Source organism: Ferrovum sp., assembly GCF_027317285.1.
Taxonomy (GTDB): Bacteria; Pseudomonadota; Gammaproteobacteria; order Burkholderiales; family Ferrovaceae; genus Ferrovum.
In genome coordinates this window covers 1-25,610 of sequence record NZ_DAHVHV010000029.1, presented here as the reverse complement: position 1 = coordinate 25,610, position 25,610 = coordinate 1, and the positions used below count along the sequence as shown (strand labels likewise).

Annotated in this window: 37 protein-coding genes; 11 read left to right on the top strand and 26 right to left on the bottom strand. The window is 51.2% G+C overall.

The window, feature by feature from the left end:
• The coding region (locus tag M6F29_RS07600; RefSeq protein WP_298158352.1) for an AAA family ATPase at positions 1 to 228 on the bottom strand (228 nt) is incomplete at its 3' end.
• Positions 229 to 568: 340 nt separating this feature from the next.
• On the opposite strand from M6F29_RS07600, the gene M6F29_RS07595 reads away from it, so the two are divergent.
• The 3 genes from M6F29_RS07595 to M6F29_RS12315 are packed head-to-tail and all read left to right on the top strand — an operon-like array spanning position 569 to position 2,030.
• The gene (locus tag M6F29_RS07595; RefSeq protein ID WP_298158350.1) at positions 569 to 967 is read left to right on the top strand and encodes a response regulator; all 399 of its coding nucleotides are present in this window, start codon (positions 569 to 571) and stop codon (positions 965 to 967) included.
• A gap of 55 nt (positions 968 to 1,022) precedes the next feature.
• On the top strand, positions 1,023 to 1,754 hold the full coding sequence (locus M6F29_RS07590) for an ankyrin repeat domain-containing protein (RefSeq protein WP_298158348.1): 732 nt from the start codon (positions 1,023 to 1,025) through the stop codon (positions 1,752 to 1,754).
• A 45-nt stretch (positions 1,755 to 1,799) separates the two neighbouring features.
• Positions 1,800 to 2,030 (top strand): FmdB family zinc ribbon protein, encoded by a 231-nt coding sequence (locus tag M6F29_RS12315; protein WP_297455303.1) that lies wholly within the window; start codon positions 1,800 to 1,802, stop codon positions 2,028 to 2,030.
• A 25-nt stretch (positions 2,031 to 2,055) separates the two neighbouring features.
• Here the strand turns inward: M6F29_RS12315 and M6F29_RS07585 are convergent, their stop codons facing one another.
• The 15 genes from M6F29_RS07585 to erpA all read right to left on the bottom strand — a co-directional run bounded on the left by M6F29_RS07585 (position 2,056) and on the right by erpA (position 14,039).
• Positions 2,056 to 2,355 (bottom strand): nitrogen fixation protein NifZ, encoded by a 300-nt coding sequence (locus M6F29_RS07585; protein WP_298158346.1) that lies wholly within the window; start codon positions 2,353 to 2,355, stop codon positions 2,056 to 2,058.
• Positions 2,342 to 3,094, bottom strand: coding sequence for a 4Fe4S-binding leucine-rich repeat protein (locus M6F29_RS07580; RefSeq protein ID WP_298158344.1), 753 nt, complete (start codon positions 3,092 to 3,094; stop codon positions 2,342 to 2,344). The genes M6F29_RS07585 and M6F29_RS07580 overlap by 14 nt, the downstream gene beginning before the upstream one ends.
• Positions 3,084 to 3,593, bottom strand: coding sequence for a hypothetical protein (locus M6F29_RS07575; protein WP_298158342.1), 510 nt, complete (start codon positions 3,591 to 3,593; stop codon positions 3,084 to 3,086). Before M6F29_RS07575 ends, M6F29_RS07580 begins: the two co-directional genes overlap by 11 nt.
• The gene (locus M6F29_RS07570; RefSeq protein WP_298158340.1) at positions 3,594 to 3,959 is read right to left on the bottom strand and encodes a HesB/IscA family protein; all 366 of its coding nucleotides are present in this window, start codon (positions 3,957 to 3,959) and stop codon (positions 3,594 to 3,596) included. It lies immediately after the preceding gene.
• Between the two features lie 8 nt (positions 3,960 to 3,967).
• Positions 3,968 to 4,192, bottom strand: a complete 225-nt coding sequence (locus M6F29_RS07565) for a 4Fe-4S binding protein (RefSeq protein ID WP_298158338.1) — start codon at positions 4,190 to 4,192, stop codon at positions 3,968 to 3,970.
• Positions 4,193 to 4,225: 33 nt separating this feature from the next.
• A complete protein-coding gene (nifB, locus tag M6F29_RS07560) occupies positions 4,226 to 5,749 on the bottom strand; it encodes a nitrogenase cofactor biosynthesis protein NifB (RefSeq protein WP_297455289.1) in 1,524 nt (507 codons plus the stop codon).
• Positions 5,750 to 5,948: 199 nt separating this feature from the next.
• Positions 5,949 to 7,556 (bottom strand): nif-specific transcriptional activator NifA, encoded by a 1,608-nt coding sequence (gene nifA, locus M6F29_RS07555; RefSeq protein ID WP_366525964.1) that lies wholly within the window; start codon positions 7,554 to 7,556, stop codon positions 5,949 to 5,951.
• A 163-nt stretch (positions 7,557 to 7,719) separates the two neighbouring features.
• Complete coding sequence (locus tag M6F29_RS07550) at positions 7,720 to 8,265, bottom strand: NifU family protein (protein WP_298158333.1); 546 nt, start codon at positions 8,263 to 8,265, stop codon at positions 7,720 to 7,722.
• Positions 8,262 to 8,735 carry a Fe-S cluster assembly sulfur transfer protein SufU gene (sufU, locus tag M6F29_RS07545; protein ID WP_298158332.1) on the bottom strand — a complete coding sequence of 158 codons (474 nt, stop codon included), beginning with the start codon at positions 8,733 to 8,735 and terminating at the stop codon, positions 8,262 to 8,264. Before sufU ends, M6F29_RS07550 begins: the two co-directional genes overlap by 4 nt.
• Positions 8,732 to 9,946 (bottom strand): SufS family cysteine desulfurase, encoded by a 1,215-nt coding sequence (locus M6F29_RS07540; protein WP_298158330.1) that lies wholly within the window; start codon positions 9,944 to 9,946, stop codon positions 8,732 to 8,734. Before M6F29_RS07540 ends, sufU begins: the two co-directional genes overlap by 4 nt.
• The gene (gene sufD / locus M6F29_RS07535; protein WP_298158328.1) at positions 9,943 to 11,184 is read right to left on the bottom strand and encodes a Fe-S cluster assembly protein SufD; all 1,242 of its coding nucleotides are present in this window, start codon (positions 11,182 to 11,184) and stop codon (positions 9,943 to 9,945) included. The genes M6F29_RS07540 and sufD overlap by 4 nt, the downstream gene beginning before the upstream one ends.
• A complete protein-coding gene (gene sufC, locus M6F29_RS07530; RefSeq protein ID WP_298158325.1) occupies positions 11,181 to 11,933 on the bottom strand; it encodes a Fe-S cluster assembly ATPase SufC in 753 nt (250 codons plus the stop codon). The genes sufD and sufC overlap by 4 nt, the downstream gene beginning before the upstream one ends.
• Positions 11,930 to 13,366 carry a Fe-S cluster assembly protein SufB gene (gene sufB, locus M6F29_RS07525; RefSeq protein ID WP_298158323.1) on the bottom strand — a complete coding sequence of 479 codons (1,437 nt, stop codon included), beginning with the start codon at positions 13,364 to 13,366 and terminating at the stop codon, positions 11,930 to 11,932. The genes sufC and sufB overlap by 4 nt, the downstream gene beginning before the upstream one ends.
• The gene (locus M6F29_RS07520; RefSeq protein ID WP_298158321.1) at positions 13,363 to 13,695 is read right to left on the bottom strand and encodes a HesB/IscA family protein; all 333 of its coding nucleotides are present in this window, start codon (positions 13,693 to 13,695) and stop codon (positions 13,363 to 13,365) included. The genes sufB and M6F29_RS07520 overlap by 4 nt, the downstream gene beginning before the upstream one ends.
• 11 nt (positions 13,696 to 13,706) lie before the next feature.
• Complete coding sequence (erpA, locus tag M6F29_RS07515) at positions 13,707 to 14,039, bottom strand: iron-sulfur cluster insertion protein ErpA (RefSeq protein ID WP_297480945.1); 333 nt, start codon at positions 14,037 to 14,039, stop codon at positions 13,707 to 13,709.
• A gap of 327 nt (positions 14,040 to 14,366) precedes the next feature.
• Between erpA and M6F29_RS07510 the strand changes: the two genes are divergently transcribed.
• From M6F29_RS07510 to M6F29_RS07485, 8 genes are read left to right on the top strand one after another with little or no spacing between them, the layout of a single operon-like run.
• Positions 14,367 to 14,702 (top strand): nitrogenase-stabilizing/protective protein NifW, encoded by a 336-nt coding sequence (locus tag M6F29_RS07510; protein ID WP_298158318.1) that lies wholly within the window; start codon positions 14,367 to 14,369, stop codon positions 14,700 to 14,702.
• A gap of 10 nt (positions 14,703 to 14,712) precedes the next feature.
• Complete coding sequence (locus M6F29_RS07505) at positions 14,713 to 15,558, top strand: electron transfer flavoprotein subunit beta/FixA family protein (RefSeq protein WP_298158316.1); 846 nt, start codon at positions 14,713 to 14,715, stop codon at positions 15,556 to 15,558.
• A gap of 20 nt (positions 15,559 to 15,578) precedes the next feature.
• On the top strand, positions 15,579 to 16,667 hold the full coding sequence (locus tag M6F29_RS07500) for an electron transfer flavoprotein subunit alpha/FixB family protein (RefSeq protein ID WP_297480950.1): 1,089 nt from the start codon (positions 15,579 to 15,581) through the stop codon (positions 16,665 to 16,667).
• A 13-nt stretch (positions 16,668 to 16,680) separates the two neighbouring features.
• On the top strand, positions 16,681 to 17,979 hold the full coding sequence (locus M6F29_RS07495; RefSeq protein WP_298158314.1) for an FAD-dependent monooxygenase: 1,299 nt from the start codon (positions 16,681 to 16,683) through the stop codon (positions 17,977 to 17,979).
• Positions 17,976 to 18,263 (top strand): ferredoxin family protein, encoded by a 288-nt coding sequence (locus M6F29_RS12310; protein WP_297480953.1) that lies wholly within the window; start codon positions 17,976 to 17,978, stop codon positions 18,261 to 18,263. The genes M6F29_RS07495 and M6F29_RS12310 overlap by 4 nt, the downstream gene beginning before the upstream one ends.
• Before the next feature lie 24 nt (positions 18,264 to 18,287).
• Positions 18,288 to 18,614, top strand: coding sequence for a (2Fe-2S) ferredoxin domain-containing protein (locus M6F29_RS12305; RefSeq protein WP_366525962.1), 327 nt, complete (start codon positions 18,288 to 18,290; stop codon positions 18,612 to 18,614).
• A 21-nt stretch (positions 18,615 to 18,635) separates the two neighbouring features.
• Entirely contained in the window at positions 18,636 to 19,202 is a 567-nt protein-coding gene (locus tag M6F29_RS07490; protein ID WP_297505302.1) for a hypothetical protein, read from the top strand.
• A 50-nt stretch (positions 19,203 to 19,252) separates the two neighbouring features.
• On the top strand, positions 19,253 to 19,639 hold the full coding sequence (locus M6F29_RS07485) for a group II truncated hemoglobin (protein WP_298158312.1): 387 nt from the start codon (positions 19,253 to 19,255) through the stop codon (positions 19,637 to 19,639).
• A gap of 88 nt (positions 19,640 to 19,727) precedes the next feature.
• Here M6F29_RS07485 and mads4 read toward each other — a convergent pair whose 3' ends face one another.
• From mads4 to M6F29_RS12300, 10 genes are all read right to left on the bottom strand, one after another.
• On the bottom strand, positions 19,728 to 20,366 hold the full coding sequence (gene mads4, locus M6F29_RS07480) for a methylation-associated defense system protein MAD4 (RefSeq protein WP_298158310.1): 639 nt from the start codon (positions 20,364 to 20,366) through the stop codon (positions 19,728 to 19,730).
• Positions 20,363 to 21,628, bottom strand: coding sequence for a methylation-associated defense system AAA family ATPase MAD3 (mads3, locus tag M6F29_RS07475; protein WP_298158309.1), 1,266 nt, complete (start codon positions 21,626 to 21,628; stop codon positions 20,363 to 20,365). Before mads3 ends, mads4 begins: the two co-directional genes overlap by 4 nt.
• 83 nt (positions 21,629 to 21,711) lie before the next feature.
• Positions 21,712 to 22,074, bottom strand: a complete 363-nt coding sequence (locus tag M6F29_RS07470; RefSeq protein ID WP_298158307.1) for a ribonuclease HepT family protein — start codon at positions 22,072 to 22,074, stop codon at positions 21,712 to 21,714.
• Positions 22,075 to 22,126: 52 nt separating this feature from the next.
• Entirely contained in the window at positions 22,127 to 22,486 is a 360-nt protein-coding gene (locus tag M6F29_RS07465; protein WP_297477323.1) for a nitrogen fixation protein NifQ, read from the bottom strand.
• Positions 22,487 to 22,510: 24 nt separating this feature from the next.
• Positions 22,511 to 22,813 carry a ferredoxin III, nif-specific gene (gene fdxB / locus M6F29_RS07460; RefSeq protein ID WP_297477321.1) on the bottom strand — a complete coding sequence of 101 codons (303 nt, stop codon included), beginning with the start codon at positions 22,811 to 22,813 and terminating at the stop codon, positions 22,511 to 22,513.
• Between the two features lies 1 nt (position 22,814).
• Complete coding sequence (locus M6F29_RS07455) at positions 22,815 to 22,979, bottom strand: hypothetical protein (protein ID WP_297505337.1); 165 nt, start codon at positions 22,977 to 22,979, stop codon at positions 22,815 to 22,817.
• Positions 22,972 to 23,382, bottom strand: a complete 411-nt coding sequence (gene nifX, locus M6F29_RS07450) for a nitrogen fixation protein NifX (RefSeq protein ID WP_366525963.1) — start codon at positions 23,380 to 23,382, stop codon at positions 22,972 to 22,974. Before nifX ends, M6F29_RS07455 begins: the two co-directional genes overlap by 8 nt.
• Before the next feature lie 22 nt (positions 23,383 to 23,404).
• Positions 23,405 to 24,748 carry a nitrogenase iron-molybdenum cofactor biosynthesis protein NifN gene (nifN, locus tag M6F29_RS07445; protein WP_297505341.1) on the bottom strand — a complete coding sequence of 448 codons (1,344 nt, stop codon included), beginning with the start codon at positions 24,746 to 24,748 and terminating at the stop codon, positions 23,405 to 23,407.
• 259 nt (positions 24,749 to 25,007) lie between these two features.
• A complete protein-coding gene (locus tag M6F29_RS07440; RefSeq protein WP_297505340.1) occupies positions 25,008 to 25,355 on the bottom strand; it encodes a 2Fe-2S iron-sulfur cluster-binding protein in 348 nt (115 codons plus the stop codon).
• Positions 25,356 to 25,439: 84 nt separating this feature from the next.
• On the bottom strand, positions 25,440 to 25,610 hold a 171-nt coding region (locus M6F29_RS12300), incomplete at its 5' end, for a nitrogenase component 1 (protein WP_524537716.1).

The window sequence follows — 25,610 nt, the reverse complement described above, 5'->3', positions numbered from 1 at the left end:
GTCTTCCAACTCCAGATCCTCTACGCTCCCCGCATCCGCCGCCAGACTCAAAATCGTATCCTGCGCCTTCGCATGCAGAATCAATCGCGTCGAATCCGCCTTCGGATCACACCCCACAATCAGAATCTTCTGCCCCAAATCCGCCAACGCCGCCAGCGTGTTCTGCGAAGTCGTCGACTTCCCGATCCCACCCTTCCCATAAAATGCAATCTGTCTCAAATCAGCCATCTCATTCTCCTTGGAGTACAGTTATCAAAAGCAAACCTGCTTCATGACCCAATGAGTAGCAACGAGCATGCCATAATTGAATATTTTTTATATCTTTATGATAAATATCGATTAATTATTTATACCCGCCCAACATCCAGGTCTTATCTCTTGTTGCAAAACGTACAGACTGTTGGTATTCATGCATACATAATTGTCCAAACCATCACCGACATCGGTTTCCTCGCCGTTCAATTTCACCCGGTATCGCCGAAGCATGTTTTTTAGAATCAACGAACAGAGCATGATTGGAATGGATATTGCTTTCTCTGAAAGCATCACGATTGAAGGGAGCAATGACATGCAAATTGGCGTTGACAGTGCCATGGCTGTGGATAACAAACGAATTTTTGTTGTGGACCCGGACGAAATCACGCGTGCCGCCTTGCAATTCATACTCCATGATGAAAATGAAACCCACGATATTCCCACCCTTGCAGCAGCCTTGACAAAAAGTATCGAGTGGAAACCAGACCTTCTGATTCTTGGCATCAGCATCGTTCTGAATCAGGGAATAACCGTTCTTGACATGCTCAAGGACAAAATTCCAGAGGTCAAGATTCTGGTTGTTTGTGAACCCAAGGATATTCCCCTTGCGCTCACCTGCATCAAATCCGGTGCCGAGGATCTGGTATCGAAACCTCTGACCATTGAGATCGTGCGCAGCAAGGTGGATAAATTGCTGAGGAAGGGTATCTGATGGCAACCATCGAGTTCTTCGAGGCTGAAGCCGCAGATCTGCGGGGAAAATGACCATGGAAAAAACCGTGCAGCGGATTTGTGCCGACCAGATTCAGAATTTCGCCACATTGCCCGGGGGAATTCTCATCGATCTGCGCAGTAAGGCAGATTATGAAACGGGGCATATCGACAGAGCGCTACACGCGGACGGCAGTACCCTTGAAAAACTAATCGTGCAACTTCCTAAAAACACCCCCCTTCTTTTCTACTGCTATCACGGCCAAGCCAGCCTGATTCAGGGAAAAATGTTTCTGGATTTTGGTTTCATGGAAGTTTACAGCCTCAATGGCGGCTATCATGGCTGGTCCCACGTGTATTGCAAAAGCCAGCTCCAGATCTGGCTTGAAGAACACGGATTCAACCAAGTCAATTCGATCTTGCCCAATGGAATGACCCCGCTCATGCACGCTTCCCGACAGGGAAATATCCCGATTGTTGCCGACCTTCTCCTTTCAGGCGCGCAACTCGACCAAAAAAACAGCGATGGGAACCAGGCCCTCTGGTTCGCCTGTTACAGCGAACAACTTGACCTCATGGATCTTCTGATTGCCGGGGGAATAGACCTTGATCATCGAAATGACAATGGTTCGACCTGCCTCATGTACGCCGCTTCGAGCGGAAAAGATGCCGTGGTCAAGAAATTGTTGAAGGCAGGAGCATCGGTCGATCTCAGGAATCTCGACGATTTTACCGCCCTTGACATGGCCAGCACCCTGGAGTGTCTGAACCTCCTGAGACGGTCGTGACAAATACACCCCTTATTTTCAAAACCAAGCTACCGAGAATCCGAAATGCCGATCTACGACTATCAATGCTGCGAATGCCACCTCTTTTTCGAGAAACTGGTTTCTAAATCAACCCAGGTGGTTTGTCCCGCCTGCGGCAGTCCCCGTCTCAGTAAACAGGTTTCAAGGCCTGCGCCCAGAAACTTTACGGCAGAAATCATCTCGGGCGCACGTGCACAAGCCGCCAGGGAGGGTCATTTCAGTTACTATGGCGCTCATGAAAAACCAAAAAAATGACCGGCCGCACAAATACGACAACACTTCAAGTTTCGATCGTCGCATCGATGAAAGTCTCTATTTTTTCCAGTTCCTTACCACGCAGTCCCACCCGGTAACCGTGATCGATGAGATCAACGCCATAGATGTAAAACTGTTGCAAAAAGGTACCGATGCTGGTCACATAGCCCATATCTCCCTTCCTGACCAGAACTTCTCCAATGTCTTTCCCAGGAAAGGTACCATCGTTTCTGATGGTCTTGATCACCCGCACTTTTTGTCCGTATTCGAACCAGGGAGGACCGGTCAATTCCACCACATCACTGTCCCGACTAATTTTTGCCATTTTCCATCTCCTGGGCGAGTCGAGACAATGCCATATCCCTCACTGCCTCATCAAAATCAACAGTAAATCGTTTCAGATACGCCATTCCTATACGCCCTGCCACTTCATATCTCACCCGCCAATCTTCATCGTCGATCAGCAGCGGTAGTCGGGTTGGATGAATGCGTCGTACTACTACCAGTCTCACGGTCGGGTCTTCATCCACCAGCATTTTATCAAGGCACTCCTCACCGATTCGTGATGCTACGATCTTTCTGACCTCACGATCGGGATCATTCATCATCAACGTCAACAATCGGGCAGGCATTCTCCGCGCTACAATCTGTCTGACAAAATAATCATGATCATCCAACATGGAACCGATGCTTCTTTCATCGAGTCTGTCCGCCACTCTGATTCTTACGTCACGATCAGGGTCAGACCGCATTTCGATCAAATAGTCGGTGGGTAAACGCATTGCCACGCTCCATCGCACGGTCTCGTCCCGATCGTTCATCAGCAGCGGCAATAATTCCACCTCGACGTGCTTTGCGGCCACCGCCCTCACTTCAAAATAGGGATGGCCCAGATAGTTTTTCGCGGCTCCCGGATTCCAGTCGAAGAATCGATCGATCCTTTTTGCATAACGATCTTCGACACAGGCCTCCATCAGACGACAATGGCTGCCAAAACTGGGGCATGAGGAACAATCAAGATCAACACCCTGCCAATTTTTGGTCTCGATGATTTCAGTCTTCATCGTCCTTTCCCATTCGCTCAAGAACATCAAGAAGAACTTTGGATCCTATCTTGTCGCCGGGATCAAGTTCCAGGAGTTTTACGATGACTTCCCTCCCTTCGGCCAGGCAACCCAGACGCAGGTTGAGATATCCATAGGCCTTGAGTGTAAACAAATAAAATCTGGGCAATATCGCTTCGTAACTGCCAAAATTTGCATCCTTGCAACCGACTCTTCGCCAGTCAGAGGACAACCCATTATCCTTTGCCGCTTTCTTCAGACATCTCCTGGCAATACCAAGCGCGTCAAGTAGACGACCTTTGTAAAAATAAAAACGATAGTAACCAATCAAGACTGCGGCGTGATCAGGGGCCACTGCCATGGCCCGCCCGAGATAAGATTCAGCCAGATCATCCTCGGCATAGGAAAGACTGGCCAGACGAAGGTAATTTTCAACTTCGACGGTAAGCCCACCCCCCAAACAGGCAACTTCAAGCCAGGATTCGTCCGCCGTAGCCAATCATCCGTTCCTCTTGATCGAAGAAACATCCACACTCGCCACCCCCGCAGGCATACTGCTGCTACAGGCGCAGGGAGAAGCTTTAGGATCCACAAAAGAGAAGCCTGACTTGGTGGGCGTATCGAGGTAATCGATGGTGACGCCGTCCAGTAACAGTCGGCTTTCTGCCGGCAGGAATAGTTTTATGGGCCCTGCCATGACGATGCTGTCACCTGCCCTGGGCTCGGGTTCCACGGTAAACTCTGCGGACAGGCCGGAGCACCCTCCTGCAGTGACAGATAGCCTGAAACCGCAAGCGTTTCCCCCGTTGAATCGTACCATCTGACGAATAAATTTTTCCGCACCGGGCGTCACTGTAATGTTCATGGTTTCACCTATGCCTGTGCCTGGTAGCGGGGATAACTGTTATCGATCACACAGGTATTTTCCACCGGACACACCGCCACACATTGGGCGTCGTCAAAGTAACCGATACATTCCGTGCACTTCTTGGGGTTGATCACAAAAGTACCATCCTTCTCATAGATAGCCACATTCGGACATTCTGGCTCGCAGGCTGAGCAGGCCGTGCACTGTGATGAAATGATCTTGTACGACATGAGGTTTTCCTTTTCTCTCAAAATTAATCTGATTCATGCCGCAATATAGGCACCCTGACGAATATCCGCATCCCCCCGGTCCACGGGCACAATCTCTCCCGACTTGATTCTTCCAAGGTAAGCCTTGAAATATCTCACCACGGATTGTTCAATGAACTCATGGGCATACTTATCGACTGGTTCGATTCCAGCCGCAGTCAGTTCATCCCTGGGACATGCACCAATTTTTGCGACGAATACCGCCACACAGTCATTGATGGCCCGAATTACCGTTGGCAGGGCCTCTTCTTCTCCAAAGCCCCCCTGGCAATAGAGGTCGACACGCCGATGGCCCACAAACTTGGCGCCATCGGTTCCGACCTCATACACCTGAAATTCGTTGGCGTGACCAAAATGTTCGTTGATTCGACCGCTTCCCTTGGTTGCCACTGCCACCATGATTTTCACGGAAGAAAATTCCTCTTCAAGCGCTTCCATCTCTGCATTTCTTGCCGCGACTTTTTCCTGTCGATCCTGCTCGACGATTTCCTGATAGGCGCGCCGTTTTTCGATGTCGTACTCCACCTCCATTTCCATGATCTTTTCGGTGGTGAATTCAGCACTCCGATCCTCACCCAGCAAACCGACCGCATCGGCCCGACACTGCCGACAATGGCGCATCATGTTCATTTCGCCTTCACAGGCATCCTGGAGTGATTTCAATTCCTGCGCGGTTGGTCCCCTTTGGCCGTTCAAACCGAACACAGTGCCATGTTCCGGCGCCGATATCAGCGGCATGATGTTGTGCAGGAACGCCCCACGGGACTTGACTGCACGATTCACTTCCACCAGATGCTTGTCGTTGATCCCGGGAATCATGACGGAATTCACCTTGCAAAGAATTCCAGCCGCCGTCAGCATTTCCAGGCCAAGCATCTGACGCTCCGTCAAAATCCGTGCCGCTTCAATCCCGGTCACACGTTTGTGATTCCAGAATATCCAGGGATAAATATGCTGGCCCACTGCAGGATCCACCATATTGATGGTGATCGTCACATGGTCGACATTGAAGGATTTGATCGTGTCCACATGATCGGGGAGGGATAATCCATTGGTTGAAAGGCATAACTTGATATCCGGCGCAGCCCTGGAAATCAACTCGAAGGTCTTGAAGGTCTTGTCGGGATTCGCCAGTGGATCGCCAGGGCCGGCAATCCCCAGCACCGTCATCTGCGGTATTGTGGAAGCCACGGCCAGGACTTTTTTGGAAGCCTGTTCCGGTGTCAACTTTTCACTGACGACCCCAGGACGACTCTCGTTGGCACAATCGTACTTGCGATTACAGTAATTACATTGAATATTACAGGCCGGGGCCACAGCCACATGCATCCGCGCATAGTGATGGTGAGCTTCCTCGCTATAGCATGGGTGATTCTTGACCTTTTCCCAAACCTCCGGCGACATGTCCGCGGGACCCTCGGAAGAACCACAACTGGCCTTTCCTCCATCACTGGACGTCCCACACCCCTTATGCTCTGCCGCCGCCTGGAGCACCTCGCTCAACCTTTGTTCGTGCATGTTTGCCTCCCGACCTTGCGGTCTGCTCGTTACTCTGATGACCCGAGTCACGAGCAACAAACATGCCAACCATAATAACCAAAAATCTCCTTTAAATTCAATCGGTAATATATTGTCAACAGCCCTACACCCTTGTCAGTTATGTGAGAAATACGACATCGGATTCACAGCGGGGCGCCCATGGAATCTATCAGAAAAACTAAAACCGCTTGATTTCGATCTTGTGTTTCTGTAATGCATAGCCCATCTGACGGGAGGTCAGTTTGAGAAGTCGTGCCGCTTTGGCCTGGACCCAACCGCACTGTTCCATCGCCCAGATCAGTCGGTCACGTTCCGTGCCAAATTCCCTGGAAGGAGTTTCTGTTTCAGAATGGTCGCCGGGCCCTGGCCCGGACACCTCCACCTCATGCCTGGGCACGATGGGAATCACCGGTCTGACCGGTTGTACATAACTTCGCAATGCGACTGAAAAACATTTATCTTGTTGGCAGGGCAGATCGATTTCCCTGATGACCAAACCGCGCGCCATGGTCATCGTTCTCTCGACACAGTTTTCGAGTTCCCGGACATTTCCGGGCCAGTAGCACTCGAGCATGATTTTCATGGCATCGGTGGAGAATGAAAGGTTCCTCTGGTTTTCCGCATTGAATTTTTCAAGGAAATACGAAACCAGGAGCGGAATGTCTTCGCGTCGTTCCCGAAGCGGAGGCAAAAAGATACTGACCACATTGATACGGTAATACAGGTCTGCACGAAATTCCCCCTTGGAAACGGCCTGCTCAAGATTCCTGTTGGTTGCCGTAATCAATCGGATATCGACCTGAATCGGTTTATTACCTCCGACCCGTTCAAACTCACGCTCCTGCAACACCCTCAGCAATTTGGTCTGGAAACTGGGAGAGATATCACCGATTTCATCCAGGAACAGAGTGCCTCCATTGGCCATCTCAAAACGCCCCTTACGATCCTGAGTGGCCCCAGTGAATGAACCCTTTTCATGACCGAAAAGCTCGGATTCGAGCAAGGTTTCGGAAAGCGCTGCGCAATTGACCTTGATAAACGGCTTGTCTTTCCGGGGACTCATATAGTGGATCGATCGAGCAATGACTTCCTTTCCCGTCCCGCTCTCGCCCCGCAGCAAAATGGTCGATTTTCCGGGCGCGGCCTGATGCACCTCGGCAAATACCCCCTGCATCAGTTTGCTCACCCCGATGACATTATCGAGGCTATATTTGCCATACAATTCTTTCTGGAGCTGGTTTTTTTCCATCAGGAGTTGTTGTCTCTCCTTGGAAATGCTTTGATGCAATCTGACGGTCTGTCCGATCAGATTGGCTACCATCGATAAAAATCTCGAATCACTCTGGAAGTTCTGGGGCTCCCCATTGAGATGTCGATCCACACCCAGCACTCCAATGGATTCCCGCCCCACTTTGATTGGAACCCCGATAAACGAAATGACCTCACCCTCCTGGATCGTACGAGGCCCGGTTTTGTGAAGAAAAACGGGTTCCCTGGAAATGTCTGGAACGACGATGGTCATCCCCGATTTCACCACTTGCCCCATGACCCCCTCGCCAATCCTGAAAAAACCTCTCTTGACCTCCGCTTCCGTCATTCCTGATGCACCAACAACGTGCAGAATGTTGTCCTCCTGCAACAACGCCACCATACAGCGATCCATCCTGAGATGGGATGCCAGGAGATTGAGGACTTCCCTGAGCGTTTTTTGCAGGTCCAGGGACGAACCGAGCACCTTGCTGATCTCGTAGATCGTCACCAGTTCCACGTTGCCCTCTTTTCGCATTACATTCGTCACAGGTATCCCCCATCAATCTTTTTCGATGCGTGCCCCATGAAAACCTCGTATCAAGTTTTCAAGCAATTTTCATGCCCGATATTTTCATCGACTCACCCACCGCAATCCTTCGTCGGTCAGGATATTCTCAGATCAGCAAGTCTTACTTGATTCAGACCGAAACGACTTCTATTTCCGGTTCAATGGTTCGCACCAGATTTTCTATGGCGATGAGTGTGCCGGTCTGGGAACTCGGGCAACTTCCACAGGTTCCGTAGTAACGGATGCAAAGGACATTGCCGCAAAGGGTCATGACCTCCAGATCCCCCCCATCTCCAATCAGGGTAGGTCGGATATGTTTATCGAGAAGTTGTTTGATGGCAACGAGACGAGAATCCTCCGCCTGTTCCGGCTCCGAGTCCAACTCCGCTCTCACGGGCATTTCAGCTGCTTTTGCTTCACGGATGGGTTGCGCCACCTTTCTGGCCAGATCTGCCCATTCCGTATTTCCATCCTGAGTTACCGTAACCCAGTGATCCGCATAGAACACATTGGTGACGTGGGGAATTGCAAATAATCGACGGGCCAGTTCATCCCCTTGTGCTTCTTCGGGATTACCGTACTCCTTTGGCTTTCCCCAGGCAACACGGTCCTTGAGCACAAATTTGATTGCGTTGGGATTGGGGGTATTTTCGATATCGGCAATTTTTGGCATCATGCCTCCTGTATCGGATCATCTTTACCCTCGGATGAAGCAGCCTGCACGGAATGGATCGCCGCCAGAAGCGTGTGCCAGGGCAAAATTGCGCATTTGACCCGGGAGGGCAGATCCTTGACCCCTTCAAACACCCTGAGACGACCCAACCGGTGCTCATCTTTCATGTCCAGAGTCCCGGTCGTCATCCCCCTGAATCTTGAAGCCAGGTCTTCCGCTTCCCTCACTTTCAAACCTTTCACCACCCCCGTCATCATGGAAGCAGAGGCTTTGCAAATGGCACACCCTTCGCCTTCAAAGGCGACCGCCCGAATCAAATCGTCCTCCATATCCATGGTCAAATGGATTGAATCGCCGCATAAAGGATTATGTCCGTCCGCATGGTGGTTCGCCCCTTCGATCCGGCCATAGTTTCTTGGCTTTCGATTGTGATCAAGAATGACTTCCTGATACATCATGCGCATATCGCTCATTGAAAGATCCCCTGTACCTTGATAATTCCCTCAATCAGACGATCAACCTCGGACCGCGTGTTATAAAAGGCAAAGGAAGCACGGGCCGTCGCTGGTACCTTGAAACGTTGCATCACCGGTTGTGCGCAGTGATGGCCGGTTCGGATGGCGATCCCGTAATCATTCAGGATCGTCCCGACATCATGGGGATGGACACCCTCCACCTCAAAAGACAGCACCGCCGCTTTTTCCCTTGCCGTCCCCACGATTCTGATCCGATCCAGTTCCCTGATCCTGACGGTCGCGTAATCCAGCAACTCCTGCTCATAACGGTCAATGTTTTCCAGGCCAACTGCCTGCAGGTAGTCGATGGCCGCGCCCAGTCCCACGGCAGCTGCGATCGCAGGTGTTCCCGCCTCAAACTTGTGGGGAATGACGTTGTAGTAGGTTTTTTCGAAGGTAACCGAGAGGATCATGTCCCCTCCCCCTTGATAAGGCTGCATCCGTTCCAGCAATTCGGCTTTGCCGTAGAGCACCCCGATGCCCGTTGGGCCACAGAGTTTATGGGAGGAGAAGGCGTAAAAATCGCAATCCAGATCTTGGACATCCAGTGCCTTGTGCGGCGCTGCCTGGGCCCCATCGATCAATACCGGTACGCCATATTGATGCGCATGGGAAATCATCGCCTTGATCGGGTTGACTGTCCCCAACGCGTTAGACACATGAGTAAGCGCCAGCAACCTGGTATTGGCATTAAAAAGTTTGTAAAACTCTTCCTGAATCAACACCCCATCATCGTCCATTGGAATCACTTTCAGGATCACACCCTTTTCATGGGCCAACATTTGCCAGGGTACGATATTGGAGTGATGCTCGAGGGCAGACAGGATGATTTCGTCCCCCGCCTTTAAAAATGCCCGCCCATAGCCATGCATGGCCAAATTAATGGCCTCTGTCGTCCCCCGGGTAAAGATGATTTCCCGTGACTCCCGGGCATTGAGAAAGGACCTGACTTTCTCCCGGGCACTTTCGAATTCCCGGGTTGCCGTTTCGCTGAGGTAATGAACAGCGCGATGAATGTTGGCGTGTTCGGATGTATGGTAACGCATCAGACGATCGATGACCGGCTGGGGCATCTGACTGGAAGCCGCATTGTCGAGATAAACCAGGGGCTGCCCATTGACCTTCATGTCCAGTATGGGAAAATCTGCGCGAATGACTTCGGGATTCATACCAGTCTCCCATCGATTGACTCTCGCAGAGACCGAACGAGAGTCTGAATGGAAATTCGATCCACAATTTCGGCAGCAAATGCATGGATCAGCAACTTCCTGGCCTGTGACTCCCGCAACCCTCGACTCATGAGATAAAAAAGTTCTTCAGCGTCAAGTTTTCCCATGGTTGCGCCGTGTTTGCAACTCACATCATCATTCATGATTTCAAGTTGGGGTTGAGCATCGATGCGCGCCTTGCCGGAAAGCAGCAAATTGCGGCTCGACTGTCGTGTATCCGTTCCTTTTGCATTCCTGTGCACCACGATGTTGCCACTGAAAACAGCGATTGAGTTGCCGTTCGCAATACACTTGTGTTGTTGCAGGCTGCGGCAACCGGGAGCCAGATGCTCGATTCGGGTATGGGTGTCCGCCACCTGGCTTCCATCTGCCAGAATCAATCCATCGAGCCGCACATCAGATCCCTCTCCCTGATGAAGAACCCGTTGATCGTAGCGCGAGAATCTCCCCCCCAAGGCCAATGCGGTCGAATCGTAGTGGGCGCCCCGGGACAGAGTCACCAGGGCATGGCCCAGATGTACCGCTTGAGCACCTTCACGCTGGACCCTGATATGGCGCAAATCGGCCCCTTCGCCCAGGACGGCTTCCGTCATGCTGTTGACTGAATAGGGGGAATCCGGGCCGGTATATTCTTCCACCAGGGTCACCCTGGCATTCGCTTCCAGAACCACCAGCGCCCGCCCATAGGACACCACCGGTTTCTGATGCGGAGTCGTCACGTGAAGAATATGGACGATCCGTTGTGTCTCTCCTTGCACATGAACCCAGGCACAGTCCGTAAAGTTTCTGGCATTGATTTGTGCAAAAACCGCATCCTTCATCCCTTTATCAAAATGGGCGTGAAGGGATTTTTCTTCCTGTCCGAGCGGAGAAACCCTGATTTCATCCTGACCAGAAAGATCAGATAAAGCCGGGTGATAAAATCCATCCACAAACACGATGCGACACGAACCGGGAATCACGAACCCCTCGATCGAGGGAATTTGCGTTGTCTTCCCGGCAGGAAGGTACTCTTGCTCATGGAGTACCGCCAAACCGGTCAAACGCCAGTCATCATCCTTGTCCTGGGGGAATTTGAGCGCCCTGGCCCGAACCTCGGCCTGCCCCCGTAACGCCGAGAAAGCATCGTGTTGCGCCGCATCAGCCAGCAGTCCTGCCAAACAGTCGTCGGATTTCATGCTACCGCCCTCAACCAGTCATAGCCACGCTCTTCCAGTTCCAGAGCCAGAGTCTTGTCTCCGGTCTTGACGATCCTCCCGGCATCCATCACATGAACAAAGTCCGGCACGATATAGTTCAGCAATCTCTGGTAGTGGGTCACCATCACGATGGCGTTGTGCTCCGAGCGTAAACTGTTCACCCCATTGGCCACGATCCTGAGCGCATCGATATCCAGGCCTGAATCGGTTTCATCCAGAATCGCCAGTTTCGGATCCAGCAGGGCCATCTGCAAAATTTCGTTGCGCTTTTTCTCACCGCCCGAGAATCCTTCATTGACACTTCGATCGAGGAAAGCAGGATCCATTTCAACCACCTTGATCCGTTCCCGGACCAGGTCGTCAAACTCCAGGGGATCGAGTTCATCCTTCCCCCTTGAGGTCTGAATCGTGTTGTAAGCCAGCCTCAGGAAAGCGCTGTTCGACACTCCAGGCACCTCCACGGGATACTGGAATGCCAGAAAAAGTCCGACTCGAGCCCTTTCTTCCGGAGTCAGTTCGAACAGATCCTGTCCGTTGAACAAAACCTCACCACCAGTGACCTGATAGGAAGGATGTCCCGCCAATACCTTTGAGAGCGTACTTTTTCCGGAACCATTGAGCCCCATGATGGCGTGGACTTCCCCTGCATTGATTTCCAGGTCAACGCCCCTGAGGATGGAAATCCCTTCCACGCTTGCCTTCAATCCCTTCACCTCGAGCAGTTTCATCCCACACTCCCTTCCAGTTTCAATCCCAGTAATTTAGTGGCTTCCACCGCAAACTCCAGTGGAAGATGCATGAATACATCCCGACAAAACCCGTTGATGATCATCGAGATGGCCTCTTCCTGCCCAATTCCCCGCTGAGCAAAGAGAAACATCTGGTCCTCCCCGATCTTCGAGGTGGAAGCCTCATGTTCGACGATCGCCGTCTCGTTCCTCACTTCCACCGTCGGGTAGGTGTTCGCACGACAGGCCTCGCCAATCAACATCGAATCGCATTGGGAATAGTTCCTTGCTCCCGTGGCGTGGGGAAGAATCTTGACCAGCCCGCGATAACCATTATCAGATCGTCCCGCCGATATCCCCTTGGAGACGATGGTACTTTTGGTGTGACGCCCCACATGCACCATTTTCGTCCCGGTATCCGCCTGTTGCCGATGATTGGTCAATGCCACCGAATAAAATTCTCCAACCGATCCTTCTCCCAACAATATGCAACTGGGATATTTCCAGGTGATCGCCGACCCTGTTTCCACCTGCGTCCAGGAAATTTTCGAATGAACCCCCCGGCACATGCCACGCTTGGTGACAAAGTTATAGATGCCACCCACTCCATTTTCATCACCGGCGTACCAGTTTTGAACCGTGGAGTATTTGATCTCGGCATAGTCCAAAGCCACCAGTTCAACCACCGCCGCATGAAGTTGGTTTGTGTCGAAACGCGGAGCCGTACACCCCTCCAGATAGGACACAGAAGCGCCTTCTTCCGCGATGATCAAAGTTCGTTCGAACTGACCCGACCCCTCGGTATTGATCCGGAAGTAGGTAGACAGGTCCATGGGACACTTTGTCCCTTTGGGAATGAAACAGAAAGACCCTTCCGTGAAGACTGCGGAATTCAAGGCCGCATAAAAATTATCAGAAGCAGGAACCACGCTTCCCAGATACTGTTTCACCAATTCCGGATATTCCCGAACCGCCTCCGAAAGCGAGCAAAAAATGATTCCAACCTCGGCCAATTTGGATTTGTAGGTCGTCGTTACCGAAACACTGTCAAAAATGACGTCGACAGCCACACCTGCCATCACCTTCTGCTCGTGCAGTGGGACCCCCAGTTTCTCGAAAGTTTTTCTCAACTCAGGATCCACTTCATCCATGCTGTCGAGTTGTTTTTTTGGCTTGGGCTGCGCAAAGTAGATGATTTCCTGGAAATCAATGGGCGGATAGCTGACTTTTGCCCAGGAAGGCACTTCCATCGTCAGCCAACGCCGATAACTCGCCAGACGAAACTCCAGCAGCCATTCGGGTTCGTCCTTCTTGGCTGAAATCATTCGAATCACAGATTCGCTCAACCCCTTGGGAACGATTTCCGTTTCGATGTCCGTCACGAATCCATGGCGATAAGGTTGATCCACCCACTGTTGCAGTGTCGTGTTCATGACTTCTCCTCAACAGAAAAACTTTCTCCACAACCGCAACTCGCCTTGACGTTGGGGTTGTTGACTTTGAACACCCGACCCAGTCCCTCACGCACATAATCCAGTTGTGATCCCTGCAGATACGGAAGGCTCAGAGGATCGATGACCAGTTTGGCCCCAAAACTTTCGAAGACGATGTCTGTTTCCCCGATTTCCCTGGCAATATCGAAGACATAAGCCAAGCCGGTACAACCGGACTGTTTAACCCCCAGGCGCAAACCCACCCCTCCTGCTGCACCGGACTTGGCCTGCACCTGACGTGCCGCACTCTCCGTCATCATGACTGTCATGAATTCCCCCCTCAAACGGAAAACGAACTGCCACACCCGCAGGTATTCGTGGCATTCGGATTTTTAATGATGAAGCGCGATCCTTCCAGATCTTCCTGAAAGTCGATTTCGGCCCCATTCAGGTACTGAAAACTCATCGGATCAATCACCATGTCCACCCCTTTCCTGGTGATCACCCTATCCTCTGCGTCCACTGTTTCCTCGAATGAGAATCCATACTGGAGTCCGGAACAGCCACCACCGGTAACATAAACTCTCAATTTCAAATTCAGGTTACCTTCCTCAACCAGGATTTCCCTGACCTTATCAGCGGCATCTTCGGTAAATATGACGGGGTCCGACATGGTCTGTCCTCCTTTCAAGTGCATTGACAAGGCAGAACAAAGCAATTCTCGTACCAGAATTCAACTGATTGATTAAATTGGCTTTAATAATTTTTGTTTTGTCCCTTTTCTGACGCCATGATTGACAATCACAAGAGATCACGGGATTTTGTTGAAAACCATACAATCATGACAACCCTCCCCGTAAACACCTCCCGCAATAAACCATAACCAATTGATTATTAGATTATATTTAAATTGGCACAGCAATTGCTAAAGAATTCCGGCAAGGACATTCCGGCATAGGCAATGTCGGTGCAGGAATCTTCATTGACTGGGGGGGTTGCAATGACAATTTTTACTCAAAAACTAAGCGCATTGTCATCGGCTGAGGAGTTTCTGGAATTTTTTTCAGTTGAGTATGATCAATCCGTGGTGCATGTGAATCGCCTCCACATCCTGAAGCGATTCAATCAGTACCTGCGCGCCACGCCAGGTACCCACAAGATGGAGGATGACGCCCTGCGGATCGTTTGTCGCGATCTATTGAAAAAAGCCTATGAAGATTTTGTCCGGTCGACTCCAGCCCAGGAAAAAGTATTCAAGGTGTTTCGTGATCAGGAGGGACAGAGTATTGGACTAACGTCCCTCAAAACCACCTTGCCTTCACAACAGCGCCCGTAGGAGCGATATCATGCATATCGTCGTTTGCATCAAGCAAGTTCCGGACAGCGCCCAGATTCGTGTTCACCCGGTCACCAACACCATCATGCGGCAGGGCGTTCCTGCAATCGTCAATCCCTATGATTTGTATTCTCTGGAAGAGGCCCTACGTCTCAAGGACCGGTACGGTGGTCGAATCACGGTGCTGTCGATGGGCCCTCCCCAAGCCGAAACCGCACTGCGCAAAGCCATTTCGTTTGGGGCTGACGAGGCCATCCTGGTGACGGATCGAGCCTTTGCCGGTTCGGACACTCTGGCAACCAGTTATGCCCTGGCATCGGCCATTCGTCAAATCGAGAAGGATATTCCGGTGGATCTCGTATTCGCCGGGAAGCAGACGATCGATGGCGATACTGCCCAAGTGGGGCCTGGAATCGCCAAAAGACTGGACATGAGGTTACTTACCTACATTTCAAAAATTCGTGAATTGGACGCGCTCCATGGGACCATCAACGTCGAGAGACGCGCCGAAGGGGGCGTACAGGTTCTGAAAACCAAACTTCCATGCCTGGTTACCGTGCTGGAAGGTACCAATGAAATGCGTTTTGCCACCATGAACAACATGTTCAGGGCAGCACGCTATCCGCTCAAAGTCTGGAACAAGGAAAGTGCTGGGATCGAAGATCTGACCAAGATTGGACTTAAGGGCTCGCCCACCATCGTCAGCAAGGTTTTCGCCCCTTCTCCGAAAGCGGCGAAGGCAGAAATCATCGATACGGAAAGCAATCAACCCAAAGATCTGGTTGTGACCTTGCTGGCCAAATTATTTACAAAAAAGCCCGACTTGGCACATGACATTGCCAAAAACGCTCCCTGATCTGCTGTGAGGAAAAAATCATGAGTGAAACCACGGAACCGAGAAAACCAGCCAGGAAGAAGGTCGAACTTGATCCAAAACTTGCGCGTTACAAGGGAGTGTGGGTCTTCGTTGAACATGAACGCGGTCAGGTTCATCCGGTATCCTGGGAACTGATGGGAGAAGGCAGAAAGTTGGCCGACAAACTGGGGGTTGAACTTGCAGGTGTCGTGATGGGCGCGCCTGGGGAGGACACACGAACATTCTGTCATCAGGCGATGCATCATGGCGCAGACCTATGCTACCTGATCGCGGACGAGGTCCTGAGAGACTACAGGAATGAACCATTTACCAAAGGCATGACGGATCTGGTCAATACCTGGCAACCAGAAATCCTTCTGATCGGAGCCACGACACTCGGACGTGATCTCGCAGGCAGTGTCGCCACGACATTAAAGACCGGTTTGACCGCCGATTGCACGGAACTGGCGATCGACATGGAAAACCGCAGTCTGGCCGCCACCCGACCCACCTTCGGCGGCAGCCTGCTTTGCACCATCGTCACACTCAATTACCGTCCTCAAATGGCGACGGTGCGTCCGCGGGTAATGGCCATGCCGAAGCGGGATGAATCCAGGACCGGGAGAATCGTCGAACATCCATTGGGCATGATCGAGACCGCCATCATCACCAAGGTCCTTGAATACATTCCTGACAATCTACAAGGGAAACCCCAACTTGCCTTCGCTGACATCATCGTTTCCGGCGGACGGGGGATGAAAAAACAGGAAAACTTTCAACGAATCTGGGATCTTGCCAAAGTATTGGGCGCAGAAGTGGGGGCTACCCGACCCATCGTGCAAGCCGGATGGGTCGAGGCAGACCGCCAGGTGGGACAATCTGGAAAGACGGTTCGGCCAAAACTCTATATTGCGGCCGGAATTTCCGGAGCCATTCAGCACCGGGTCGGCATGGAAGATTCCGATGTGATCATTGCCATCAACTCTGATCCGAATGCCCCGATTTTTGATTTTGCGACTTATGGCATCGTCGGCAATGCCATGGTCATCGTCCCGGCGCTGACGGATGCGTTCAGACAGCATCTGTCCACATCCCGAATGGCCGGCTGAGGAGGGTTTCACCATGGCAGAAAAATTTGACGCAATCGTTGTCGGCGCGGGTCCTTCGGGAAATGCAGCCGCCTACACGCTGGCCAAGTCCGGTCTCAAGGTCCTGCAGATCGAGCGGGGAGAATACCCTGGATCGAAGAACGTGCAGGGGGCAATCCTGTACTCCGACGCCCTGGAACGCATCATCCCCGATTTCAGGGAGGATGCGCCACTGGAGCGGCATATCGTCGAACAGCAAATGTGGATCCTGGATGACGAGTCTTATGTCGGCAGTACCTACCGTTCAGCCGAATTCAACAAACCACCCTACAACCGCTATACCATCATTCGAGCCCAGTTTGACAAATGGTTTTCCAAAAAGGTACAGGATGCCGGGGCCCTGCTGATCTGTGAGACCACCGTATCCAATTTGCTTCTCGATAAAAACCGGGTGATTGGCATACAGACAGACCGTGAAGGGGGTGCGATCTACGCGGACATTGTCATCCTTGCCGATGGAGTGAACTCCCTGCTGGCCAAAAAGGCTGGTTTCCATCCCGAACTCAATGCCGGGGACGTGGCTCTGGCTGTCAAAGAAATCCATTTCCTGCCACAGAACCTTGTTGAAGAACGTTTCAACATCGACGAAGAAGAAGGGGTCGTCATTGAAATGGTCGGAAAAATCACCCAGGGCATGATGGGGACGGGATTTCTCTACACAAACAAGGAATCCGTCACGATTGGTGTTGGTTGCATGCTTTCCGATTTCAAGCAGCAAAAAACAACGCCTTACATGTTACTCGAACAAATGAAGGCCCATCCTGCCATCAAGCCGCTACTGGCCGGGAGCGAGATGAAGGAGTATACCGCCCATCTTATTCCCGAAGGGGGCTACAAGGCCATCCCTAAAATTTTTGGGGATGGATGGATGATGGTGGGAGACGCCGCCATGTTCGTGAATGCGGTCCACCGCGAGGGTTCCAACCTCGCCATGACCTCCGGTCGCCTGGCTGCCGAAACCGTGATCGAACTGGCCAAACAGGGCAGGGAAATGACAGAGGCCAATCTTTCTCTCTATCGCGAGAAACTCGATGACAGTTTTATTCTGAAGGATCTCAAAAAATATAAGGATCTGCCCGGAATCTTTCATAAAAACCCTCAGTTTTTCACGACCTATCCAGAGTTGGTCAACCGGGCCGCACATTCCATGCTCACGGTCGATGGGATCGACAAAAAGACCAAAGAACTTGAAATCCGGCGCAGTTTTCTCAAAAAACGCTCGCTCTTTGGACTGATCGGCGATGCATTTAAAATGTGGAGGGCCTTCGAATGATCAAGGTGGAAAACAAACTGTTCCAGAATCGCTACAAAGTTGATGCAGGACACCCCCACATCACCATCAAAAATCTGGATACCTGTCAGAACGATTGTAAAACCATGTCTTGTACGGTCTGTTGTCCGGCGGGCTGCTATACCCAGGAGGGAAATGGAAAAATCGTTCTCATTACTGACGGCTGTCTCGAATGTGGGACCTGTCGGATCATCTGTTCGGAATTTCAGAATGTCGATTGGAATTACCCACGGGGAGGCTATGGCATCCTCTTCAAATTCGGTTAAGTCAAACAACAAGGATCCTGAATCATGCCAAGACCAAGAAAGCACGTCTTCGTTTGCAGTCAATCACGCCCCCCGGGACATCCCAGAGGGTCCTGCAGCAATAATGGCGGAACAGAACTTTTACAGGCGTTCTGGCAGGAGTTGCAGAAACGGAATTTATACGAGGTGGTTGCAATCACCTATTCAGGCTGCATCGGCCCGTGCGATAGCGGCCCCAATGTTCTGATCTACCCTGAAGGAACGCTCTACAGCAAAGTCAGCCCAACGGATGTTGGTGAAATATTCGACAGCCACCTGCTCGGTAACCAACCGGTAGAACGGCTGCTCGCCCCCAGAGAAATTTGGAATTAACTTACCCCTCGAAGAGAAATCATGACACTCATCACCACACTGGAACAGGAAAAAAAACTTCTTTCCCCCGTTTTTTCCGGGAAAACCGGGAAACCAACCACCTACGGATTTCGTGGCAACCTGGTACTCAAGGAAGCCGAAAAATTTGCCGATGAAGCCCGTCCTCCGGAAATCATGGCGGATCAGGTCATTCTCTCGGCTGATTCCGATAAAATCGACTTCCTGGGGTGTCATGTCGACTCTCTGGCCCATCTTTCCTTGATCGTCAAGATGTTGAAACCTTATCTCGATGCACAGGGAAAATATTTTGTCTTTGCTGGAAATATAGATATCTCCCAGAAATACTTCATTGAACTCGAAGGGTTCGGCTTTTACATCATGCCCCTGGATGAAGCCACCGTCTGGAATGAATTGCTCGAATGTTTCAATCTGGACCGGGGGGATATCAAAAAACTGGGGCCTGGAGAGAAAATAGACGCGGTAGCCAATGCTGCTGCCAAATTTGTTGGAAAATTCAAGACGATTACCTTTGAAGAAGGTCTGGCAGCGATGGGACCAGTAAGAATTCCTGAAAACAGGCCGGTATAGGTCGGATACTGTACGGCGGTGAAACGCGCTGAATCTTGCCAGGGAGGCCAATGGAAACCGTAAATCCCCACTATGAAAAAATAGGCGGGGAATCCGGCGTCAGAAAACTGGTTGAAGTTTTCTATCGCATCATGGATACCCATTCCATGGCAACCGGAATCCGTCAACTTCACCCCGAACATCTCGGTTCTTCGAAAGAAAAACTGTTCATGTTTTTGTCGGGCTGGTTAGGTGGACCACCGCTGTATATTGAAGCGTATGGGCATCCCCGGCTTCGGCAACGTCATCTTCCCTTTCCCATCGGCGATGCGGAGCGGGACCAGTGGATGGAATGCATGCGCGAGGCCTTGAGGCAATGCGATCTCGATGAAGAACTCAGGCAGCAACTAACGGATTCATTTTCAAAAACCGCCGATTTTCTGCGCAATCAAGAATAGTCGACACACTCAAATTGCAGTCGGATTAACTTCTTCCTGCCCGTTTATGCCCGCATCCCGTTCCTGATCTCGAGGGCCCGCTCGTCTCTCATGTTGTCGCTGGAAACCATTGAAGAAGCGCGTTTCGCAATTTGTCAAAGGCCGCGTCGGTACACCCACGTGTGGTTACGCGCATCGCCAGTTGCTGATAGATCGAAGATGATCTTCCTATTTTGGATTGGCGAAGTACCCATTCGACAGCCTCTTTGGGTCGATCGGGCTTTGTCTCGTTTTCCTGCCAGAAACCTTGATTTTCCAAAGTCGTTCGAAGTTCGGAAAATGCGCCCTTGTACCCCAAGACAGAGCAAACATGAGGGCTATCCTGCCACACCCAGTTTTCCAATTCCGGATCGAGGACCACCCCACATCCAGAGTCATTTGTCCAGCCTGCACTGTTCAAATGTGCGCTCAGTCGGCTCGAGATCGCATCTTTACCTGGCGAACCGTCCCAATCGGCATCGACAATGACTACTGCATGTCGGTGTGTGTTTGAAAAAGTCTGCAACAATTCATTTGCTCTGGTATAGAGTCCGGGATCATTCAATCCGTGGGCAACCACCAAATCATGACGGGGTACAAAATCAAAATGCCCGCAATCCAACGCCCGGTGAAAAGCATCGCGCGAGAAAAAGCCCTTGAGCATTCCCTCCATGTTTTTGTCCGCCACCAGAAAGAGGCAATCCCTCATCCCAAGACTCCTGTTGCGAACAATTCTCCAAGGTTCAGCGCGGATTGCCATTCGCGCAAACGAGGATGATCGCCCCCTCGCACGATATCCACAGCACCTTCATCCGTTTTACCAAAGCACAGGATTTGCCCAGCCTTTAACTGACTCAGAACAATAGGGGAGTGCGTGGCGCAGAGAATCTGTGATCCGTAAACCGAGGTCAGCGACTGCATCACTGTTTCCATTGCTTTTGGGTGAATACCGTTCTCCGGCTCCTCGATGAGCACAATTGACGGCATACTTGGGGCATAAGCCAGCAAGGTCAAGGCCAGCAAACGTAGCGTGCCATCCGAAAGAACCCAAGATGGGGCCTTTAAACCGCTTTTATGGCGAAGTTCGATGTAACGCGAACGATCCTCAGGTTTTTCAATGGTCTGAATATCCTCCAGGTCGTCCAGGGAAGTAGCCAAATGCTCAACCCATGCTCTTTTAGCGGGGGTGTTTTCCATCGCGTGAACAACCCATGGCAGGTTAGCACCGTCTGGTAAAAACTCTCTGGACGATCCAGCTGGCGCAGGCATACGCATTTTTTCGGCATTGAGCATTAAACGATGCACCCCCTCCATCAGCACCCGCTTGGCCCACGTTGCGGCCGGAAATTTCTGCTCATCCTCCGGTAGATTGGCCAATGCGCTCTTGGAAGGGCCAAGGCGAAACAGGTTGTTCCATTCCGACGTTTCTGAGCGAAAATAATCGTTTCCGCTTTCTACCACCTTGTTCACCACCTTGCGCCAGCCCGGCGGACTTTTTTTGTTCTGGGGCAGAACGATATGCTCCGGGGCTGTTTCCGGGCAGGGAAACAACGCCTGTTGGTGAGTTTCCCGCAACTTGATCTCGTTGCACAGCCATAGGGTTTCATGGTCGAAACCCAAACGGCCATCGGTATGGATACCCAATTCATACCGGCAAAACCGATAACGATTATCTAAAGTTTCAACAATTTCGTCGGGAAGTTCCAGCGTAATGGCTATCTCAACCCCCCCACCCTGCCGCAGCCAGGTCAAATCCAGCGGATCAACGGCACGGGGCGCTATATTCATGCGCGCATTGCCGAACACGGCAGACTCCAGTCCCGTGGAAAGAATATCCCGCACTAGTAACAGGGCATCAAACAGCGTGCTTTTTCCGCAGGCATTCGGTCCCACCATCACCAGGAAAGATTTCAGTTCAACTGAAACGTAACGCAACGCGCGCAGTCCTTTGACTTCCAGTTGCCGGATCATGCGGTTTCTCCGAGTGGTTCAAGGGCGACCTTACCCCAATAGGCAATTACTGATTTCCTGATTTTACGCTAAAAACAACCTATTCATGAAGCCCCGGGCTGGAAGGAAAACAGCGTCGGATGGGTTTTTTTGTAGACTCTCAACCACATCAGGGTGGCAGGAATCAAGGAGGTGATGGAAAACCAAAGTGCCTCATTTTCGGCCTGTCCGCTCTGACCGATCTGCACGCTCAGGACCTCAAACCCTGCCCAGTCGAGTTCCGGCATTCTGTGACGGATTGCGGGAGAAATATTTTTGGCCAGGCCGGTCATGGTTAAAATCTGGTGCCTGACTTCTGCGCGAGTCAAACGGCTGGACAGAAATTCATCCTTTTCCAACCCCTCAGCCAGAATCAGCACATTCGTACAAACTTCATCCAACGACATCAGCATTGCAGCATCCAACATAGAAAGCATCCGTAAATTTGGAATCGGTCAATCACCCTTTGAGCCAGCGCGCCTACATGGGTATCGTCCCCTGGATTTCCGGCCCGAAGCAATTGTCGTAATCCCGACAAACGCTGCAACTGGGCGCGCGACATGTCTTGACATCGAGCATGTCACAAAACTGCTTGTAGAGGAATTTTTTCCATTTCATATTGAAACTGTTTCTGAGGAACAGGGAGTTGAAATGAACCCTAAAAATTTCGCTCAACGTTTCCCTGTCTGGCAAGCCCATGTCCTGCCAGAGGTGATCATCGCCAAAACAGGCTAAAGCCACCTCGCGAGCGTAACTCTCCGCCTCATCGCTGCTCTTGTGCATGAGCAACAGGGCCAGCAAATCCTCATATTCATCTGCCCTGCCTGCTGCAACCTTCACGATTCTGGTGGAGAGTTCCAATTGTCAGGCCGTCATGGGTTCGTGGGTGTAACACTTTTTGGGGCATATCTTTGAGCATGCCTCACAGCCCACGCAATTCATCTGGTTGGCAATGGTCATGACCTTTTTTTCATATTCGTCATCTTCCTCGTCGCTTGCGATGGCCACGATTTCACCCTCATCATCGATGCCCACCAGTTGCAATACTTCGCGACCACAAACTTTGAAGCAACGACCACACCCGATGCATTTTTCCTGATTGATCGTCTTGACGAACTTTGGAACCCAGGTACGACCATCCGGCATCGTGACAGTAATATCACCCATGTCAATTCCCTGCCCCGACCGTCTCTGTCTTGTCGATGCTCTGTCCAAACAGCCATCCAACTGTCTCGTCTGGTTTCAAAAGTTGTTCCATGTCGTCCGGTGTCCGGAGAAAAATCCAGTGCAGGACATCATACATATCCACCGTAACTTGAGCGAGTTCAGCCATTTTCAACCTCCTCTTCGAAGTCAATATCTCTTTGCTTTCCCTTCATCATGACTTTTCGCAACCAGGGCGGAGGCGTTCCTTTCAAAACGTCCGATAGTTTCTGTAACAGATCCGAAATCTCCTCTGGTTGGTGAACCTTGATCGGGTGAATCTTGTGAGCCACCACCCTGGCGGCCCCCGAACCCCCAATCGCTGCAACATAGAGGATGGCGCAGTCCTTGATCATCTCGATTTTTGGCGCGAGTTTGTCCTCATTTCCATCTTCCTGCAGGTCTCCATCGAACTGGATCGCTTCAAGAAATTCACTCCCTTCAGGATTGACTTCGTAAATGGCAATGTTTTTTGCCCATCCGAAGTGGGCGTCAACTCTTTTCAGATCCTGGGTAGCAAATGCAACTTTCATACTGCCTCCTTGCAATGATGATTTAATGACCCGAAGCCTGCGCACTGGTGTCTCTCCATGTCTCTGGTCCGACTTCAGCGTGGTTGCTCATGAACATATTCCCTATTTCGAATATCAGATCGCGCGATCCTTTGTACCCTACTGATATACGGTGTGCTGCGCCCAACCGATCAAAAATCGGCATGCCTACACGCAGAAATGGAATATCCAATCGCTCAGCCATCTGCCTGCCATGGGAATGAGTGATCAAAAGATCACACCCCTTGGCCCTGAATTCCAGATCCTCCAGATCTCCAATCAACACCTCCGGGGTTGAAATACGTTCCAGCATTTCCGAGGAAGTCGTGGTCACAGCCGCATGAATTTCGCAACCCATTTCAACCAACAGCGAGGAAATCCCCCAGAGCAGATCGGGTTCGGCACCAATGGCCACTTTCTTTCCCCCAAAAAAGAAATGGCCATCGAGCATGGCATCCACCAACTGACTCCGTTGCCGTCGATATTTACCGGGAACCGGCTTGCCACTCGTCCTGGAAAGAAATGCCATAAATTCGTCATTAGCTCCCAAACCCAGCAAACGATCAAAAACGACATAGGGAACTTCAGCTTTCATGCTCAGTTCTACCGCTGCCGGAAGCATGTGTTCGCCAATAACCATCGTCACCTCTGATGAACCCATGCAGCGGATTTCATCGAGCGTCGTCCCGCCGGTGGTCGTCGGTTTGAAATCTGCAGGCACATGACCGTCCAGCGAACCCGAGAGGTCAGGCAATATGATGGGATCAAGACCAAAATCCTGAATGATCTGGCGGATATCCTCGATATCCCCCGGCGTCAGGTGACTGCCTGCCAGCACATTGACCTGGGTTTTATTTTTTTTGGTTGCAGGCTCCACCAATTCCTGCACAATTCGAACCACTGCTTTGGCCCAGCCATCCTGAAATGCGCCCAGATAATCCGGAGTCGACACATAGACAATTGCTAATTCATTCAATTCTGGATGTTTTTTTCGAATGAGCCGAAGATAACCATCGACATCATCGCCTTTTGTTTCCGTCAAACCCGTGGAAGCAATCCCGATAATGCGGGGCTTTGCCCTGGTCCAGATGTTCATTATGGCCTGTTCGATATTGTCCATTCCACCCATAATGGTGGTGGCTTCATTCATGGCAGTAGTCTGAAGCGGGATATTTTCTCGGAAGTGGCGCACGAACAGAACCATGCCAAAAGCCGTACACCCCTGCGATCCATGGAGTGCTGGCATACAGGCATCCAGCCCAAGGTACGCCAATGCGGCACCAATGGGTTGGCTCATTTTTAGCGGATTGACCGTGCAAGCCTTATGTGATGTCACGACTGTTGCCATCATCCTGATCCTTTCCCTGTATGACAGGCGCTGAGTTTCATCCACAAACCATGCAATTACCATGCCACAATAAACGCTATGATTTATAAAGAATTATTGTTTGTAGAAAAGCACACAAAGACGACATAACCCCACAACCCGCTCCACGCCATCTCGAGCACTGAAGAGTTTTATGTGGGGGTACGGAAATTCGCCTGACGGCAAAACGCCCATGGACTCTCTGAAGATTCCATGGGCGTGATTGAAAAAGTCATTTAAATCAGAACTTGACCAGGATCTCCTCGTCCCGGACGATATACTGACAAGCCAGACGCCAAGGGGGGGGAATGTCCTTGAGTTCGGCTTCTTCAATCTGATCCCTGGTGATTTTTCCTGCCAGTTTAAGCACTGTCTTTTCTTTCTCGGTCAGGTGCATCCCCATGGGCTGCTTGTTGGCAAGAATGACGACTTCTACCGCGCAGGAACCACACTCCCCGTTTTCGCACTCAAAGTCCACGGGAATTTTGTTTGCCTTGGCAACGGCCAACAAGGTGTGGCAGTCCCCTGCCGTGGCATAAACCGTGATATCTTTTTTAAGTTCGGGCGAACTGAATGTTACATTGGCCATAGCCTTCCTCCCCTCTCTGGAATATGGAACCCCATATAAAAAGGAGTGGAGAGCGATGCTGTGCCCGCCACCCCCGACCTTGCTTCAGCGAATGATGTCGAAGCTATAATCGCTCTTGGCAGGAATGTTGGTGTTCTTGTCCATCTCGTCAAATATCTTGTCGAGCACCGTCACCAACACCCTCATCCCGCCCTGATAACCCCACACCGGATAACGGTGGTGGTGGTGCCGGTCAAAGATCGGAAACCCGATCCG